General features: G+C 53.0%; 15 protein-coding genes. 7 read left to right on the top strand and 8 right to left on the bottom strand.

The window, feature by feature from the left end:
- Nucleotides 1–136: 136 nt before the first annotated feature.
- On the bottom strand, nt 137–1438 hold the full coding sequence (locus J9880_RS09760; RefSeq protein WP_095923721.1) for an anaerobic C4-dicarboxylate transporter: 1302 nt from the start codon (nt 1436–1438) through the stop codon (nt 137–139).
- A gap of 135 nt (nt 1439–1573) precedes the next feature.
- Complete coding sequence (gene aspA / locus J9880_RS09765; protein WP_014333637.1) at nt 1574–3010, bottom strand: aspartate ammonia-lyase; 1437 nt, start codon at nt 3008–3010, stop codon at nt 1574–1576.
- A gap of 372 nt (nt 3011–3382) precedes the next feature.
- Here aspA and J9880_RS09770 point away from each other — a divergent pair, with 372 nt between their 5' ends.
- From J9880_RS09770 to J9880_RS09785, 4 genes are all read left to right on the top strand, one after another.
- Nucleotides 3383–3874 (top strand): FxsA family protein, encoded by a 492-nt coding sequence (locus J9880_RS09770; protein ID WP_014333639.1) that lies wholly within the window; start codon nt 3383–3385, stop codon nt 3872–3874.
- A 216-nt stretch (nt 3875–4090) separates the two neighbouring features.
- Nucleotides 4091–4384, top strand: coding sequence for a co-chaperone GroES (locus J9880_RS09775; protein ID WP_009636718.1), 294 nt, complete (start codon nt 4091–4093; stop codon nt 4382–4384).
- A gap of 53 nt (nt 4385–4437) precedes the next feature.
- Nucleotides 4438–6084, top strand: coding sequence for a chaperonin GroEL (gene groL / locus J9880_RS09780; protein WP_119823448.1), 1647 nt, complete (start codon nt 4438–4440; stop codon nt 6082–6084).
- Nucleotides 6085–6383: 299 nt separating this feature from the next.
- Nucleotides 6384–6728: a DUF4156 domain-containing protein gene (locus J9880_RS09785; protein WP_095923719.1), complete on the top strand. Its 345-nt coding sequence runs from the start codon at nt 6384–6386 to the stop codon at nt 6726–6728.
- A gap of 188 nt (nt 6729–6916) precedes the next feature.
- Here J9880_RS09785 and epmB read toward each other — a convergent pair whose 3' ends face one another.
- Nucleotides 6917–7945 carry an EF-P beta-lysylation protein EpmB gene (gene epmB / locus J9880_RS09790; RefSeq protein WP_095923718.1) on the bottom strand — a complete coding sequence of 343 codons (1029 nt, stop codon included), beginning with the start codon at nt 7943–7945 and terminating at the stop codon, nt 6917–6919.
- A 38-nt stretch (nt 7946–7983) separates the two neighbouring features.
- On the opposite strand from epmB, the gene efp reads away from it, so the two are divergent.
- The 3 genes from efp (at nt 7984) to J9880_RS09805 (ending at nt 9026) form a co-directional block, all read left to right on the top strand.
- On the top strand, nt 7984–8550 hold the full coding sequence (efp, locus tag J9880_RS09795) for an elongation factor P (protein WP_013573742.1): 567 nt from the start codon (nt 7984–7986) through the stop codon (nt 8548–8550).
- 95 nt (nt 8551–8645) lie between these two features.
- Complete coding sequence (locus J9880_RS09800; RefSeq protein ID WP_013573743.1) at nt 8646–8774, top strand: entericidin A/B family lipoprotein; 129 nt, start codon at nt 8646–8648, stop codon at nt 8772–8774.
- Between the two features lie 117 nt (nt 8775–8891).
- On the top strand, nt 8892–9026 hold the full coding sequence (locus tag J9880_RS09805) for an entericidin A/B family lipoprotein (protein WP_013573744.1): 135 nt from the start codon (nt 8892–8894) through the stop codon (nt 9024–9026).
- 74 nt (nt 9027–9100) lie between these two features.
- Here J9880_RS09805 and blc read toward each other — a convergent pair whose 3' ends face one another.
- The 5 genes from blc to frdA form a co-directional block, all read right to left on the bottom strand.
- Nucleotides 9101–9625, bottom strand: a complete 525-nt coding sequence (gene blc / locus J9880_RS09810; protein ID WP_095923717.1) for an outer membrane lipoprotein Blc — start codon at nt 9623–9625, stop codon at nt 9101–9103.
- 123 nt (nt 9626–9748) lie between these two features.
- Nucleotides 9749–10108: a fumarate reductase subunit FrdD gene (gene frdD, locus J9880_RS09815; protein WP_095923716.1), complete on the bottom strand. Its 360-nt coding sequence runs from the start codon at nt 10106–10108 to the stop codon at nt 9749–9751.
- Between the two features lie 9 nt (nt 10109–10117).
- Nucleotides 10118–10528 carry a fumarate reductase subunit FrdC gene (frdC, locus tag J9880_RS09820; protein WP_095923715.1) on the bottom strand — a complete coding sequence of 137 codons (411 nt, stop codon included), beginning with the start codon at nt 10526–10528 and terminating at the stop codon, nt 10118–10120.
- An 11-nt stretch (nt 10529–10539) separates the two neighbouring features.
- Nucleotides 10540–11274 (bottom strand): succinate dehydrogenase/fumarate reductase iron-sulfur subunit, encoded by a 735-nt coding sequence (locus J9880_RS09825; RefSeq protein ID WP_014333647.1) that lies wholly within the window; start codon nt 11272–11274, stop codon nt 10540–10542.
- Nucleotides 11267–13066, bottom strand: coding sequence for a fumarate reductase (quinol) flavoprotein subunit (frdA, locus tag J9880_RS09830; protein ID WP_232770384.1), 1800 nt, complete (start codon nt 13064–13066; stop codon nt 11267–11269). Before frdA ends, J9880_RS09825 begins: the two co-directional genes overlap by 8 nt.
- Nucleotides 13067–13122 lie beyond the last annotated feature (56 nt).

Raw genomic sequence — 13122 nt, forward strand, 5'->3', positions numbered from 1 at the left:
AGCCACTGAGTGAACCGACAGAAGATGCGCGCGGCATCATGCCATAACGCGTTAATGAAAGGTGAGTATACCCTGAGCAGTCGCTGAGCAGAAAGCCCCGCTGTGCTTAACGGGGGCCGCAGCCCCCGGAAAACTGTCAGAGAATAATACTGCCGAAACCGAATCCGAAAAGTACCGACAGGAACACGCCGATGGTGCCGGGAATAAAGAACGGATGGTTAAAGACGAAGCGGCCGATGCGGGTCGTGCCGGTGTCATCCATCTGCACGGCAGCCACCAACGTCGGGTAAGTCGGCAGAATGAATAAGCCAGAAACGGCCGCAAAGGAACCCACGGCGGTCAGCGGCGACACACTCAGCGCCAGCGCCATTGGCAGCAGGGCTTTGGTGGTAGCCGCCTGCGAATACAACAGGGCAGAACTGAAGAAGAAAATCACCGCCAGCAACCACGGATGCGCCTGGATCAAACCGCCCGCGGTCTCTTTAATCCAGCCGAGATTGGCCTGTACAAAGGTGTCGCCCAGCCACGCCACGCCGAGGATACAAATACAGGCGCTCATGCCGGATTTAAAGGTGCTGGACGTCAGAATCGCGTCGGTATCAATGCTGCAAAGCAGGGTGATTAACGTCGCCACGCTGAGCATGATAATCAGGATGGCGCTGTTGGTGGTCATCACCGGCTGCGCGACCCAGCCCAGACTCGGGCTGTTGATGACCGCATACGCGACCACCGTCAGGACACCGAGCAGGAACAGTAACACCGAGAGTTTGGCGCCGCGTTTGATCTCCGGCACTTTATCGCCCCGCAGCTGAATCAGCCCTTCTTCATAACGCTTGAGATACACCGGGTCATTGGACAGTTTCGAGTCAAAACACCAGCTGACCATCAGTGACATCAGGATCACGGCGACCAGCGTGGCGGGGATCATCACCATCAGCAGATGAAGATAACTCACGCCATGACCTTCCATGGTGGAGGCCATATACACCACGGCGGCGGAAATCGGCGAGGCGGTGATCGCTATCTGCGCGGCTACCACGGCGGTTGAGAGCGGGCGACAAGGCTTAATACCCTGTTCTTTAGCCACTTCAGCAATGACCGGTAAGGCGGAAAGCGAGATATTGCCGGTGCCTGCCATAATCGTCAGAAAGTAGGTGACGATCGGCGCGAGGATCGTGATGTGTTTCGGATTGCGACGCAGCAGTTTTTCGGTTTGCTGCACCAGATAATCCATCCCGCCCGCTACCTGCATGGTTGAGATCGCCGCGATCACTGCCATGATGATGGAAATGACGTCAAACGGAATGGTCCCCGGTTTAACGCCAATCAGCGCCAGCACCAGCACGCCTAGTCCGCCCGCGAAACCAATGCCGATGCCGCCAAGGCGCGCACCGAGGAAAATCGCCGCCAGTACAATAATAAATTCGATAATTAACATGGTTGTCCGTCCATATTCCCAGCACTCCTTAAGGAATTGATAATTAATTGTTATGTGATTGTTGTGTCATGAAAAGTAAAAAGGCCCGCTGTTCCGCAGAACAACGAGCCTTTAAAAGGTCATCCGTAAAGTCTGTTACTGTTCATTTTCATCGGTATAGCGTTTGGCCTTGTAGGCCGGATGTTTCAGGTTTTCGATAGAGAAAATGTCATCCAGCTCGGCTTCGGTCAGCAGGCCGCGCTCAAGCACGACTTCCCGGACGCTCTTCCCGGTTTCCGCACAAATCTTGCCGACGATATCGCCGTTGTGGTGGCCGATGAACGGGTTCAGATAAGTGACGATCCCGATCGAGTTGAAGACGTAGAACTCACACACTTCTTTGTTGGCGGTAATGCCGTTGATGCATTTTTCCAGCAGATTGTAGCAGGCGTTCGTCAGGATATGCACTGACTCAAACATCGCCTGACCAATCACCGGCTCCATCACGTTCAGCTGTAACTGGCCCGCTTCCGCTGCCATGGTGACGCACACGTCGTTACCGATGACTTTGAAGCACACCTGGTTCACCACTTCAGGAATAACCGGGTTCACCTTGGCGGGCATGATGGAAGAACCTGCCTGCAATTCCGGCAGATTGATTTCATTCAGACCGGCACGCGGACCGGAAGACAGCAGGCGCAGGTCGTTACAGATTTTCGAAAGCTTCACCGCCAGACGCTTCAGCGAGCTGTGCACCATCACGTAAGCGCCGCAGTCGGACGTCGCTTCGATCAGATCTTCCGCCGGTACGCAGGCCAGATTGCTGACTTCTGCCAGTTTCTCTACCGCCAGCTGCTGATAACCTTCCGGCGTATTCAGACGGGTGCCGATAGCCGTCGCACCGAGGTTCACTTCCAGCAGTAATTCGCCGGTGCGCATCAGGTTGCGGGTCTCTTCTTTGAGCAGCACGTTAAACGCGTGGAATTCCTGACCGAGAGTCATCGGAACGGCGTCCTGTAACTGGGTGCGGCCCATTTTGATGATGTTTTCGAATTCTTTTGCTTTACGCTCAAAGCCGTCACCCAGCTGGGAAATGGCATCGACCAGTTTCAGCAACGAGGCATACACCGCGATACGAAAACCGGTCGGGTAGGCGTCATTGGTGGACTGGCATTTGTTGAGATGATCGTTTGGATTGAGGAACTGGTAATCGCCTTTCTGGTGTCCCATCAGTTCCAGACCGATGTTCGCCAGCACTTCATTCGTGTTCATATTTACCGAGGTTCCCGCGCCGCCCTGATAGACGTCGATAGGGAACTGGTCCATGCATTTGCCTTTATCAAGCACTTCGTCGCACGCCTGAATAATGATATCCGCAATATGACGTGGGATGGTGCGCAGCTCTTTGTTGGCCAGCGCCGCCGCTTTTTTTACCATCACCATGCCACGTACAAACTCAGGGACATCGCTGATCTTGGTGTTGCTGATATAGAAGTTTTCAATCGCCCGCAGGGTGTGAATGCCGTAATAAGCTTCTGCTGGTACTTCGCGCGTGCCCAGCAGGTCTTCCTCGATACGAATGGTGTTTGACATGAGAACCTTCTCTTCGGTACTAAAGCGTTATGCGATGTTTAAAATTATGTTACTTACTGTGGTGAATTTAAAACGATCAACCGTTGTTTTCGCAACGAAGGCGATCATATGCTGCTTCAGACGAATTGCACGTACTAAGATCACTATCCTGCCCTATTACTGTGCAAGTTTTTAGTATCTGTGAGAATTCTCACAAATCATTTACCCGCTCAATTAAATCAGGTCTGACGCTTGAAATCCTGATGATGAAGCACCATCTCAGTGTAGTCAGCCTGCATTTCTTTGAATGCAAAGATCCCGAGCAGGCACTTATTCAGGGTTTGGAATGCCTCTGCGAAAGGGCGTTCGGAGCCACATTACAAGGAGAATGCGGTGCGCTGGTTACCGTTACTACTGTTATTCCTGCTGGCTTACATTGAAATCACCTTATTTATCAAGGTGGCTGCGGTTGTCGGTGTTGCCACCACATTATTGCTGGTGGTATTCACCTCCTGCGTCGGTGTTTCTCTGGTGAAAAATCAGGGCATGAAAACCTTTATGCAGTTGCAGCAAAAACTGGCTGTCGGTGAAAGCCCGGCGGCTGAAATGGTCAAAAGTGTTTCGCTGGTGATTGCCGGTTTCCTGCTGCTGGTGCCGGGTTTCTTTACCGATTTCCTCGGCTTACTGCTGTTATTGCCGCCCATCCAGAAACGACTGACGCTTAAACTGATGCCGCATCTGAACATTGTGCGTTCCGGTGGCAACTGGGGAAGCAGCGCGCCAACGGGGAATACCTTCGATGGCGAGTTCCAGCGGACGGATGAAACGCAGGAACGTCTGGTTTCACCAAAAAAAGATGACGACACAGAGCACCGCGATCGCTAATCTCTGTGGCCTTGATTGTTAAGACATTGTTGGGAAGAGTATTTCAGGCGGTTTTTTACTGACCTGAGGTGCGAAAGAAAAAGCGAAATTTTTTTCTGTTCTTCCCCTTGAAGGGCAGGGTATCGCCCCCATTAAACAAACCACGAGGCCGGGCAGGACTTTGTCAGGCATTCAACCCTAAAAATAGATATGGACCCGCTCACAGGAGAGTTATCAATGAAAATTCGTCCATTGCATGACCGCGTTATCGTCAAGCGTAAAGAAGTAGAATCTAAATCCGCTGGCGGCATCGTTCTGACTGGCTCAGCTGCTGGTAAATCTACCCGTGGCGAAATCCTGGCTGTCGGCCATGGTCGCATTCTGGAAAACGGTGAAGTGAAAGCGCTGGACGTGAAAGTTGGCGACATCGTCATTTTCAACGACGGTTACGGCGTGAAAGCTGAGAAGATCGACAATGAAGAAGTGTTGATCATGTCTGAGAGCGACATTCTGGCAATCGTAGAAGCCTGATCGTCCCCCGATCCACTTTTTTCTGAACAGAACGAATTTAAGGGAAATTAACAATGGCAGCTAAAGAAGTAAAATTCGGTAACGACGCCCGTGTGAAAATGCTGCGTGGCGTAAACATCCTTGCTGATGCAGTAAAAGTGACCCTGGGCCCTAAAGGCCGCAACGTGGTTTTGGACAAATCTTTCGGCGCACCAACCATCACTAAAGACGGCGTGTCCGTTGCACGTGAAATCGAACTGGAAGACAAGTTCGAAAACATGGGCGCACAGATGGTGAAAGAAGTCGCGTCCAAAGCGAACGATGCAGCGGGTGACGGTACCACTACCGCAACCGTTCTGGCACAAGCCATCATCACTGAAGGCCTGAAAGCTGTTGCCGCCGGTATGAACCCGATGGATCTGAAACGTGGTATCGACAAAGCTGTCGTTCATGCGGTTGAAGAACTGAAAAAATTATCCGTACCTTGCGCTGACTCTAAAGCTATCGCACAGGTTGGTACCATCTCTGCTAACTCCGACGAAACTGTCGGTAAACTGATCGCTGAAGCGATGGAAAAAGTCGGCAAAGAAGGCGTCATCACTGTTGAAGAAGGTACCGGCCTGCAAGACGAGCTGGACGTTGTTGAAGGTATGCAATTCGACCGCGGTTACCTGTCTCCGTACTTCATCAACAAACCAGAAACCGGTTCTGTTGAACTTGAAAGCCCGTTCATCCTGCTGGCTGACAAGAAAATTTCTAACATCCGTGAAATGCTGCCAGTACTGGAAGCCGTTGCGAAAGCCGGTAAACCACTGCTGATCATTGCTGAAGACGTGGAAGGCGAAGCCCTGGCGACGCTGGTAGTGAACACCATGCGTGGCATCGTGAAAGTGGCTGCGGTTAAAGCACCAGGCTTCGGCGACCGTCGTAAAGCTATGCTGCAGGATATCGCAACTCTGACCGGCGGTACCGTTATCTCTGAAGAGATCGGTCTGGAACTGGAAAAAGCGACTCTGGAAGATATGGGTCAGGCGAAACGTGTTGTTATCAACAAAGACACCACCATCATCATCGATGGCGTTGGCGAAGAAGCAACAATCCAGGGCCGTGTTTCTCAGATCCGTCAGCAGATCGAAGAAGCGACGTCTGATTACGACCGCGAAAAACTGCAAGAGCGTGTGGCTAAACTGGCAGGCGGCGTAGCCGTTCTGAAAGTAGGCGCAGCGACTGAAGTTGAAATGAAAGAGAAGAAAGCCCGCGTTGAAGATGCCCTGCACGCAACCCGTGCTGCGGTAGAAGAAGGCGTGGTTGCAGGTGGTGGTGTTGCGCTGATCCGCGTTGCTCACACTCTGGCTAACCTGACCGGCGACAACGACGACCAGAACGTGGGTATCCGCGTTGCTCTGCGCGCAATGGAATCTCCACTGCGTCAGATCGTAGTGAACGCAGGTGAAGAAGCCTCTGTTATCGCCAACAAAGTGAAAGCAGGCGAAGGCAGCTTCGGTTACAACGCTTACACTGAACAGTACGGCGACATGATCGCAATGGGTATCCTGGATCCAACGAAAGTGACCCGTTCTGCGCTGCAGTACGCGTCTTCTGTCGCTGGCCTGATGATCACCACTGAGTGCATGATCACCGACCTGCCGAAAGACGATAAAGTCGATATGGGCGGCGCTGGCGGTATGGGTGGCATGGGCGGTATGGGCGGCATGATGTAATCATCATCCCCCTGCGTTCATCCGCAGGTACGCCAAATCAGCGGGCATTTTTGCTTACTGACACAACGTACTGAAGAAACCCGGTCTGAAAAGGCCGGGTTTTTTTATTTGACCCTTTTTTATCAGGTTCAGTAAGATAACTCTCATTGTCGTCGGCCTTTAGCGTGTAGACTCATTTCTGCGTGGTTTCGGATTTTTACCGATAGCGCAAACTTGGGTATGCGTGGCAACGGATGCCTAAGAGAGCCAGGTGTTTTCTGATAGGCTTTATGTGATTACAAAAACAAATGGGGAAAGTGATGCGGATTAAAATGTTACTGGGCCTGTCAGCTATCGCGCTGCTTGCCGGGTGCAGTACCACTCATCAACTGGATGCAGCGGGCCAGCAGGTGAAATTCACCGACGACAAACCAGGCGCTGAATGTCAGCTGCTTGGCGCAGTAACGGGTGCCCAAAGCAACTGGTTCTCCGGTACCGGCGGCGACGGCAGCTCCATGCGTGGTGCAGCCAATGACCTGCGTAACAAAGCGGCAGCCATGGGCGGCAACACCATCTATGGTGCCAACAGCCCGTCACAGAACTTCCTGTCCAGCTTTGCACCGGTTGACAGCAAAATGGTCGGTCAGGTTTATAAGTGCCCATAGTCGCGTGAAGGCTATAAATACTAAAGGGATGCCCGTGGCATCCCTTTTTGCATTCCCCCTTCATTCTTCAGGCTGCAGGCGCGTTGGCTACGTTCAGTCACCCGAATCACTTACCTGAGTAAGCTCATCGGGATTCCCTCACTTGCCGCCTTCCTGCAACTTGAATTATTTGGGGGGAGATTAGGTTGTTAACACTGCTTCAGCCGCAGATCCAAAATGGTTTTGCTTGGCTCGCCGCCAATCTCGCGGGTCAGTTTCGGCACCATATAACCTGACACTTTACTCATCAGCCCCTTCATGATGACGCGCGCTTCGTCGTCATTCACCATGAAATGCGCCGCGCCCTGTACTTTATCCAGCACATGGATGTAGTAAGGCAAAATGCTGGCATCGAACAGGGCGTTACTCAGCGCAGCAAGCACATCAGCAGAATCATTGACGCCACGCAGCAGCACGCTTTGATTGAGCAGTGTCACGCCGTGGCGTTTCAGCTTCGCCATGCTGGCGCGCAACGCATCATCAATCTCATTGGCGTGATTGATGTGCGTCACCATCAGTACCTGAAGTCGTGATTTTTCAAGGCGCTGGCAGAAGGTATCGGTGATGCGGGCAGGGATCACGACCGGCAAACGGGTATGGATACGCAGCCGCTTAATGTGCGCGATGCCTTCCAGTTCGCTGATCAACCAGTCGAGTTCGTGATCTTTCGCCATCAGCGGATCGCCGCCGGAGAAAATAATTTCATCGAGTTCGGGGCGTGTGCGGATATAATCCAGCGCCTGAACCCAGTTGGCCTTATTTCCCTGGTTGTCCTGATACGGGAAATGACGGCGGAAACAGTAGCGGCAATTTACCGCACATCCGCCTTTCACCAGTAACAGGGCGCGATTGCTATACTTGTGCAACAGACCCGGAACAACGCTGCGTTGTTCATCAAGCGGGTCAGTGGTAAAGCCCGGCGCGGCGATAAATTCCTCGCGTGCGGTCAATACCTGAAGCAGTAAAGGATCCTGTGGATCGCCCGGCTGCATACGTGCCACAAAGGCGCGGGGCACGCGAAGCGGGAACAAACGACGGGCTTCACGCCCACTTTGCAGTTCTGCATTGTCGTTAAGTGCCAGAAGAGTAAGCAGTTCATCCGGGTCAGTGATAACATCGCCGAGTTGATACAACCAATCTTCTCTAAATGGCGTGTTTAGGGTTACAATGTTTGCCATTTTTTTGGCTAATACCAGTTTAAAATTAGAGGGCCATCATGGCGACTTATTCTAGCAACGATTTCCGTCCGGGTCTTAAAATCATGTTCGAGGGCGAGCCTTACGCTATCGAATCCAGTGAATTTGTAAAACCAGGCAAAGGCCAGGCTTTCGCACGCGTTAAAATGCGTCGTCTGCTGACCGGTTCCCGTGTCGAAAAAACCTTCAAATCTACTGACTCATGTGAAGGCGCTGATGTTGTAGATACCAACATGAACTACCTGTACAACGACGGTGAGTTCTACCACTTCATGCACCCTGAGACGTTTGAACAGCATCAGGTTGAAGAGAAAACCGTTTCTGACGCCTCTAAATGGCTGCAGGACAACGCAGAATGTATCGTGACTCTGTGGGATGGCCGTCCTATCGCGGTTCAGCCACCGAACTTCATCGAAGCTGAAGTTGTCGATACTGATCCGGGCCTGAAAGGTGATACCGCAGGTACCGGCGGCAAACCAGCGACCCTGAGCACCGGCGCTGTGGTTAAAGTGCCATTGTTCGTGCAGATCGGCGAAATCGTCCGTTGTGACACCCGCTCTGGCGAATACGTTTCCCGCGTTAAATAAGTTCTCAGGACTTATTACGTCGGATGAAAGCTGCCGCAGGTGAAAGCCTGTCGCAGCTTTCCAGCCCCAACTTGTTGAATTGGATTGTGTTTACCATGTTGAAGAAGATGATGTTTATCGTGGTTTCAGTGATGTTGCTGGCTTCGTTATCCGGCTGCAACACGGTTCATGGTTTCGGTGAAGACATCCAGCATCTGGGTGGCGCGATTTCCAAAGCAGGCTGATTCTTCAGCCTCGTTTTTCCAACAGTCCTAAAATCCCTCCTGTTCGCTTCAATTTCCTGAAAGTTATCTACACTTAAAGCGTCGTACTTTACATTCTCTTATAGGAAGGAAATTTATATGTTGAAGAAAAGTATCCTCGCTATCTTGTCTGTTCTTATCCTGTCTTCTGCGTTAACCGCCTGCAACACCACGCGTGGCGTGGGGGAAGATGTCTCTGCCGGTGGGGAAGCCATTCAGAAAAGCGCACAATAGCGGTAATTGACGTGAAGTAAGCTGAAGTCTGCCTGCACATTGATGCAGGCAGTGTTGTTTATGGGGCACAAGAATCAGGGCTGTTTCACCCACACCAGTTTGCTGGTATCAAATCCATACCGCTGCGCGGTTTGCAGAAGCTTCTGCTTCACGCTGTCATCCAGCGTCGGAGTGCGTGACAGGATCCACAAATAGCTTTTATCTGGGCCGCAAACCAGCGCGTACTGATAATCCTTATCCAGCTCAATCACGTTATAGCCGCCATAGAACGGGCCGAAGAATGACACCTTGAGCGCCGCCCGCGCAGGCGATCCGGTGAAGTAACCTTTGCCTTCGCTTTCCTGCCATTTATTCTTCTGCGGATTAAATCCGCGGTTAATGACTTTCACACCGCCATCGTCGCGCAGGCTGTAATTCGCCGTGACGCGCTCCAGCCCGCTCTCAAAACGATGATCCAGTCTGGCGACTTCATACCAGGTGCCCAGATAGCGGGTGAGTTCGAAGTTATTGACGACGTTGACGTCTTTCGGTGGTGTGACGCTACAGGCGACAGACATGATTGCTGTCACGATGACGCCGAGTTTTGACCAGATACGCATAGAGTTTCCTTCCTTAGTGTTTCGACTAAGTGTAGGTAACAACACGGGAAAAGGGAAAACCGGCGGGGAAAAATGAAAGCAGCGGCCAGAGAGATGGCCGCTGGAAAGTCAGATCCGAAGGGATCAGAGACGGATCAGTACGATAAGGGTGACAATACTTAAGATCGTTGCCAGCCCGTAGAACACCCATTTACCGGCCGGAACGTGGATCTTCAGGTCATGCATCGCATGATGGATCCGGTGCAGTCCGCACCACAGCGGCAGCACGATCATCAGCAGCAGGAACAGCCGCCCGATCCAGCTCTGCGCGAACGCCAGCACACGCGGATAACTCAGTGCGTCACCGGGGAAAAATCCCAGCGGCAGCAGAAAGCACACCAGCAGAATCATCACCGGCGCGAAAATCGCGCTCCACATACCACCGGCACCAAACAATCCCCAGAACACCGGCTCATCTGAACGTTTAGGAAGAGTATTTTTCATGTCGCCTCCTTAAAGAAACAGTGCGATGGCGAGAATAACCAGCGTCACGACAACGGTCACGCCCCAGAAACCGGCAATGACCGGTTCCGGTCCCATTTTTTTGCCTTTCACCACAACAATGGAGGCTTTCGGTGCCAGTTCGAACCAGGTTTTGGTATGCAGCAAGGCCGCGAGCAGGGCGATGAGGTTAATCAGCAAAACCACCGGATTTTGCAGAAAATGCACAAAACCCGCCCAGCTTTCCGCGCCGTTGCGTAACGAGAAAATTCCCGCCAGCAGCAACAGGCTGAACCACACCGCCGGGACCGCCGTGCCTTCACGGATCATGTAAAACCGGTAGAACGGCAGGCTTTGCCACCAGCTGGCTTTCATCTGACGCACGTAGGGTTTACGTTTGCTGCCTGTACTTTGCGTTGTCATATTGTCCTCCCTCATTGCGGTCTCAGCCTCGCGATCATGAAGTCTTTAGCGCTTTCGACTTTGCCTTGCTGAATGGCGGCAGCAGGGTCGACGTGCTTCGGACAGACTTCGGAGCAATACCCGACGAACGTACAACTCCAGACGCCGTTCTGACCGTTTAACTGCGGCATACGTTGCGCCTTGCCGTGGTCACGGTTATCGAGGTTGTAGCGGTGCGCGAGAGTGATAGCGGCGGGGCCGATGAATTCAGGATTCAGGCCAAACTGCGGGCAGGCGGCGTAGCATAAACCGCAGTTGATGCAGCCGGAGAACTGATGATATTTCTCCATTTGCGCCGGGGTTTGTTTACCGGGGCCTTCACCCACGGTGCGGGTATTGCCGATAATGTAAGGTTTGATGGCTTCCAGGCTTTCGATAAAGTGGGTCATATCGACCACCAGATCACGCTCGACCGGGAAATTCGCCAGCGCTTCCACCTGCATGCCTTCCGGGTATTCCCGCAGGAAGGTTTTGCAGGCCAGTTTCGGCACCTTGTTGATCATCATGCCGCAGGAGCCGCAGATCGCCATACGGCACGACCAGCGGTAGGAAAGGTCTGCTGCCAGATGATCTTTGATGTAACCCAGCGCATCGAGCAGTGACGTTGTTTCATCGAAAGGCACGTCATACACCACCGGATGCGGCGCGCTGTCCGTTTCCGGGTTATAGCGCATGATTTCAACCTTCAGGCTGCGCATTTTAGCCACGTGATTGCTCCTTATCTTTTTTATCGTGAGTCTCAGATTCCCCGCCGTACACACGTTTTGCCGGAGGCAGCGTGGTAATTTTCACGTCACCGTATTCCAGACGCGGGGCGGAATCTGGCTGATAAAAGGCCAGGGTATGCCTGAGGAAATTCACGTCATCACGTTCAGTACAACCTTCATCGAGACGCTGATGTGCGCCACGTGATTCGCGACGATTGATTGCGGAATGCGCCATACATTCGGCGACTTCCAGGCCATGCCCCAGTTCGATGGTGTACAGCAAATCGGTATTGAACACGCTGGAGGTATCCTGGATTTTCACCCGTTTGAAGCGTTCCTTCAGTTCCGCCAGCTTATCGATGGTTTTCTGCATCAGCTCGGTGGTGCGGTAAATGCCGCAACCTTCTTCCATCGCCAGACCCATTTCGTCACGGATGGCCGCCCAGCTTTCATCGCCTTCCTGTGCCATCAGTGCGGCAAGACGGTTTTCGATATCACGCACCTGTGCGTCTAACGCTGCACTGTTGCTGGTATCTTTGGCTTCTGCTGCGCGTTCTGCCGCTTTTTCACCGGCCATACGCCCGAACACCACCAGTTCTGCCAGTGAGTTTGAGCCGAGGCGGTTAGCACCGTGCAGGCCGACAGAAGAACATTCGCCGACCGCAAACAGACCTTTGATTCGGGTTTCACACTGCGCATCCGTTTCGATCCCGCCCATGGTGTAGTGTGCGGTAGGGCGCACCGGGATCGGATCGGTAATCGGATCGACGCCGACGTAGGCTTTAGCCAGCTCGCAGATAAAGGGCAGACGTTCGCGCAGTTTTTTCTCGCCCAGATGACGTAAATCCAGATATACCACGTCGCCGCGCGGGGTTTCGATGGTGCGTCCGGCGCGCCATTCGTGCCAGAACGCCTGAGAGACTTTGTCGCGCGGACCGAGTTCCATGTATTTATTTTTCGGCTCGCCCAGCGGCGTTTCCGGTCCCATGCCGTAATCCTGCAGATAACGGTAACCGTCTTTATTGACCAGAATACCGCCTTCACCACGACAGCCTTCCGTCATCAGAATGCCGGAACCCGGCAGGCCGGTCGGATGATATTGCACGAACTCCATGTCGCGCAGCGGAATGCCGTGGCGGAACGCCATGCCCATGCCATCGCCGGTGACGATGCCGCCGTTGGTGTTGTAACGGTAAACGCGGCCTGCACCGCCGGTCGCCATGACCACCGCGTTGGCACGGATTTGTACGCGGGTGCCTTCCATCATATTGATGGCGACCACGCCGCGCACCTGGCCTTCATCGACCAGAATGTCGAGAACGAAATGCTCATCGAAGCGTTTGATTTGCGGGTATTTCAGGGACGTCTGAAACAGGGTGTGCAGCATGTGGAAGCCGGTTTTATCGGCAGCGAACCATGTGCGTTCGATCTTCATCCCGCCGAAGCGGCGGACATTGACGGAACCGTCCTCTTTACGGCTCCACGGGCAACCCCACAGTTCCAGCTGGGCCATTTCAGTCGGGCACTGATGAACGAAATGTTCCACCACGTCCTGCTCACACAGCCAGTCGCCTCCGGAAACGGTATCCTGGAAGTGAAAATCAAAACTGTCGTGATCTTGCGTCACTGCGGCCGAACCGCCTTCGGCGGCCACCGTGTGGCTGCGCATTGGGTACACTTTCGAAATCAACGCGATATTCAGGTTGGGATTGGCTTCCGCTGCGGCTATTGCTGCGCGTAAACCCGCCCCACCTGCACCTATAATTGCAATGTCGGCGTTAAAGGTTTGCACTGCATTCCTCCACTATCATCAATGAGATCGGGTTTGAAACACCCGCGAAAAGCTCT

The organism is Rahnella victoriana, from assembly GCF_021276285.1.
In the GTDB taxonomy this organism is placed as follows: domain Bacteria; phylum Pseudomonadota; class Gammaproteobacteria; order Enterobacterales; family Enterobacteriaceae; genus Rahnella; species Rahnella victoriana.

Bases quoted from the DNA above. Each gene is read 5' to 3' on its own strand.
- epmB (WP_095923718.1), bottom strand. From the start codon at position 7,945: ATGGCAAACATTGTAACCCTAAACACGCCATTTAGAGAAGATTGGTTG.
- J9880_RS09785 (WP_095923719.1), top strand. From the start codon at position 6,384: ATGCGGATTAAAATGTTACTGGGCCTGTCAGCTATCGCGCTGCTTGCC.
- frdD (WP_095923716.1), bottom strand. From the start codon at position 10,108: ATGAAAAATACTCTTCCTAAACGTTCAGATGAGCCGGTGTTCTGGGGA.
- efp (WP_013573742.1), top strand. From the start codon at position 7,984: ATGGCGACTTATTCTAGCAACGATTTCCGTCCGGGTCTTAAAATCATG.
- J9880_RS09800 (WP_013573743.1), top strand. From the start codon at position 8,646: ATGTTGAAGAAGATGATGTTTATCGTGGTTTCAGTGATGTTGCTGGCT.
- aspA (WP_014333637.1), bottom strand. From the start codon at position 3,010: ATGTCAAACACCATTCGTATCGAGGAAGACCTGCTGGGCACGCGCGAA.
- groL (WP_119823448.1), top strand. From the start codon at position 4,438: ATGGCAGCTAAAGAAGTAAAATTCGGTAACGACGCCCGTGTGAAAATG.
- frdC (WP_095923715.1), bottom strand. From the start codon at position 10,528: ATGACAACGCAAAGTACAGGCAGCAAACGTAAACCCTACGTGCGTCAG.
- blc (WP_095923717.1), bottom strand. From the start codon at position 9,625: ATGCGTATCTGGTCAAAACTCGGCGTCATCGTGACAGCAATCATGTCT.
- J9880_RS09760 (WP_095923721.1), bottom strand. From the start codon at position 1,438: ATGTTAATTATCGAATTTATTATTGTACTGGCGGCGATTTTCCTCGGT.
- J9880_RS09775 (WP_009636718.1), top strand. From the start codon at position 4,091: ATGAAAATTCGTCCATTGCATGACCGCGTTATCGTCAAGCGTAAAGAA.
- J9880_RS09805 (WP_013573744.1), top strand. From the start codon at position 8,892: ATGTTGAAGAAAAGTATCCTCGCTATCTTGTCTGTTCTTATCCTGTCT.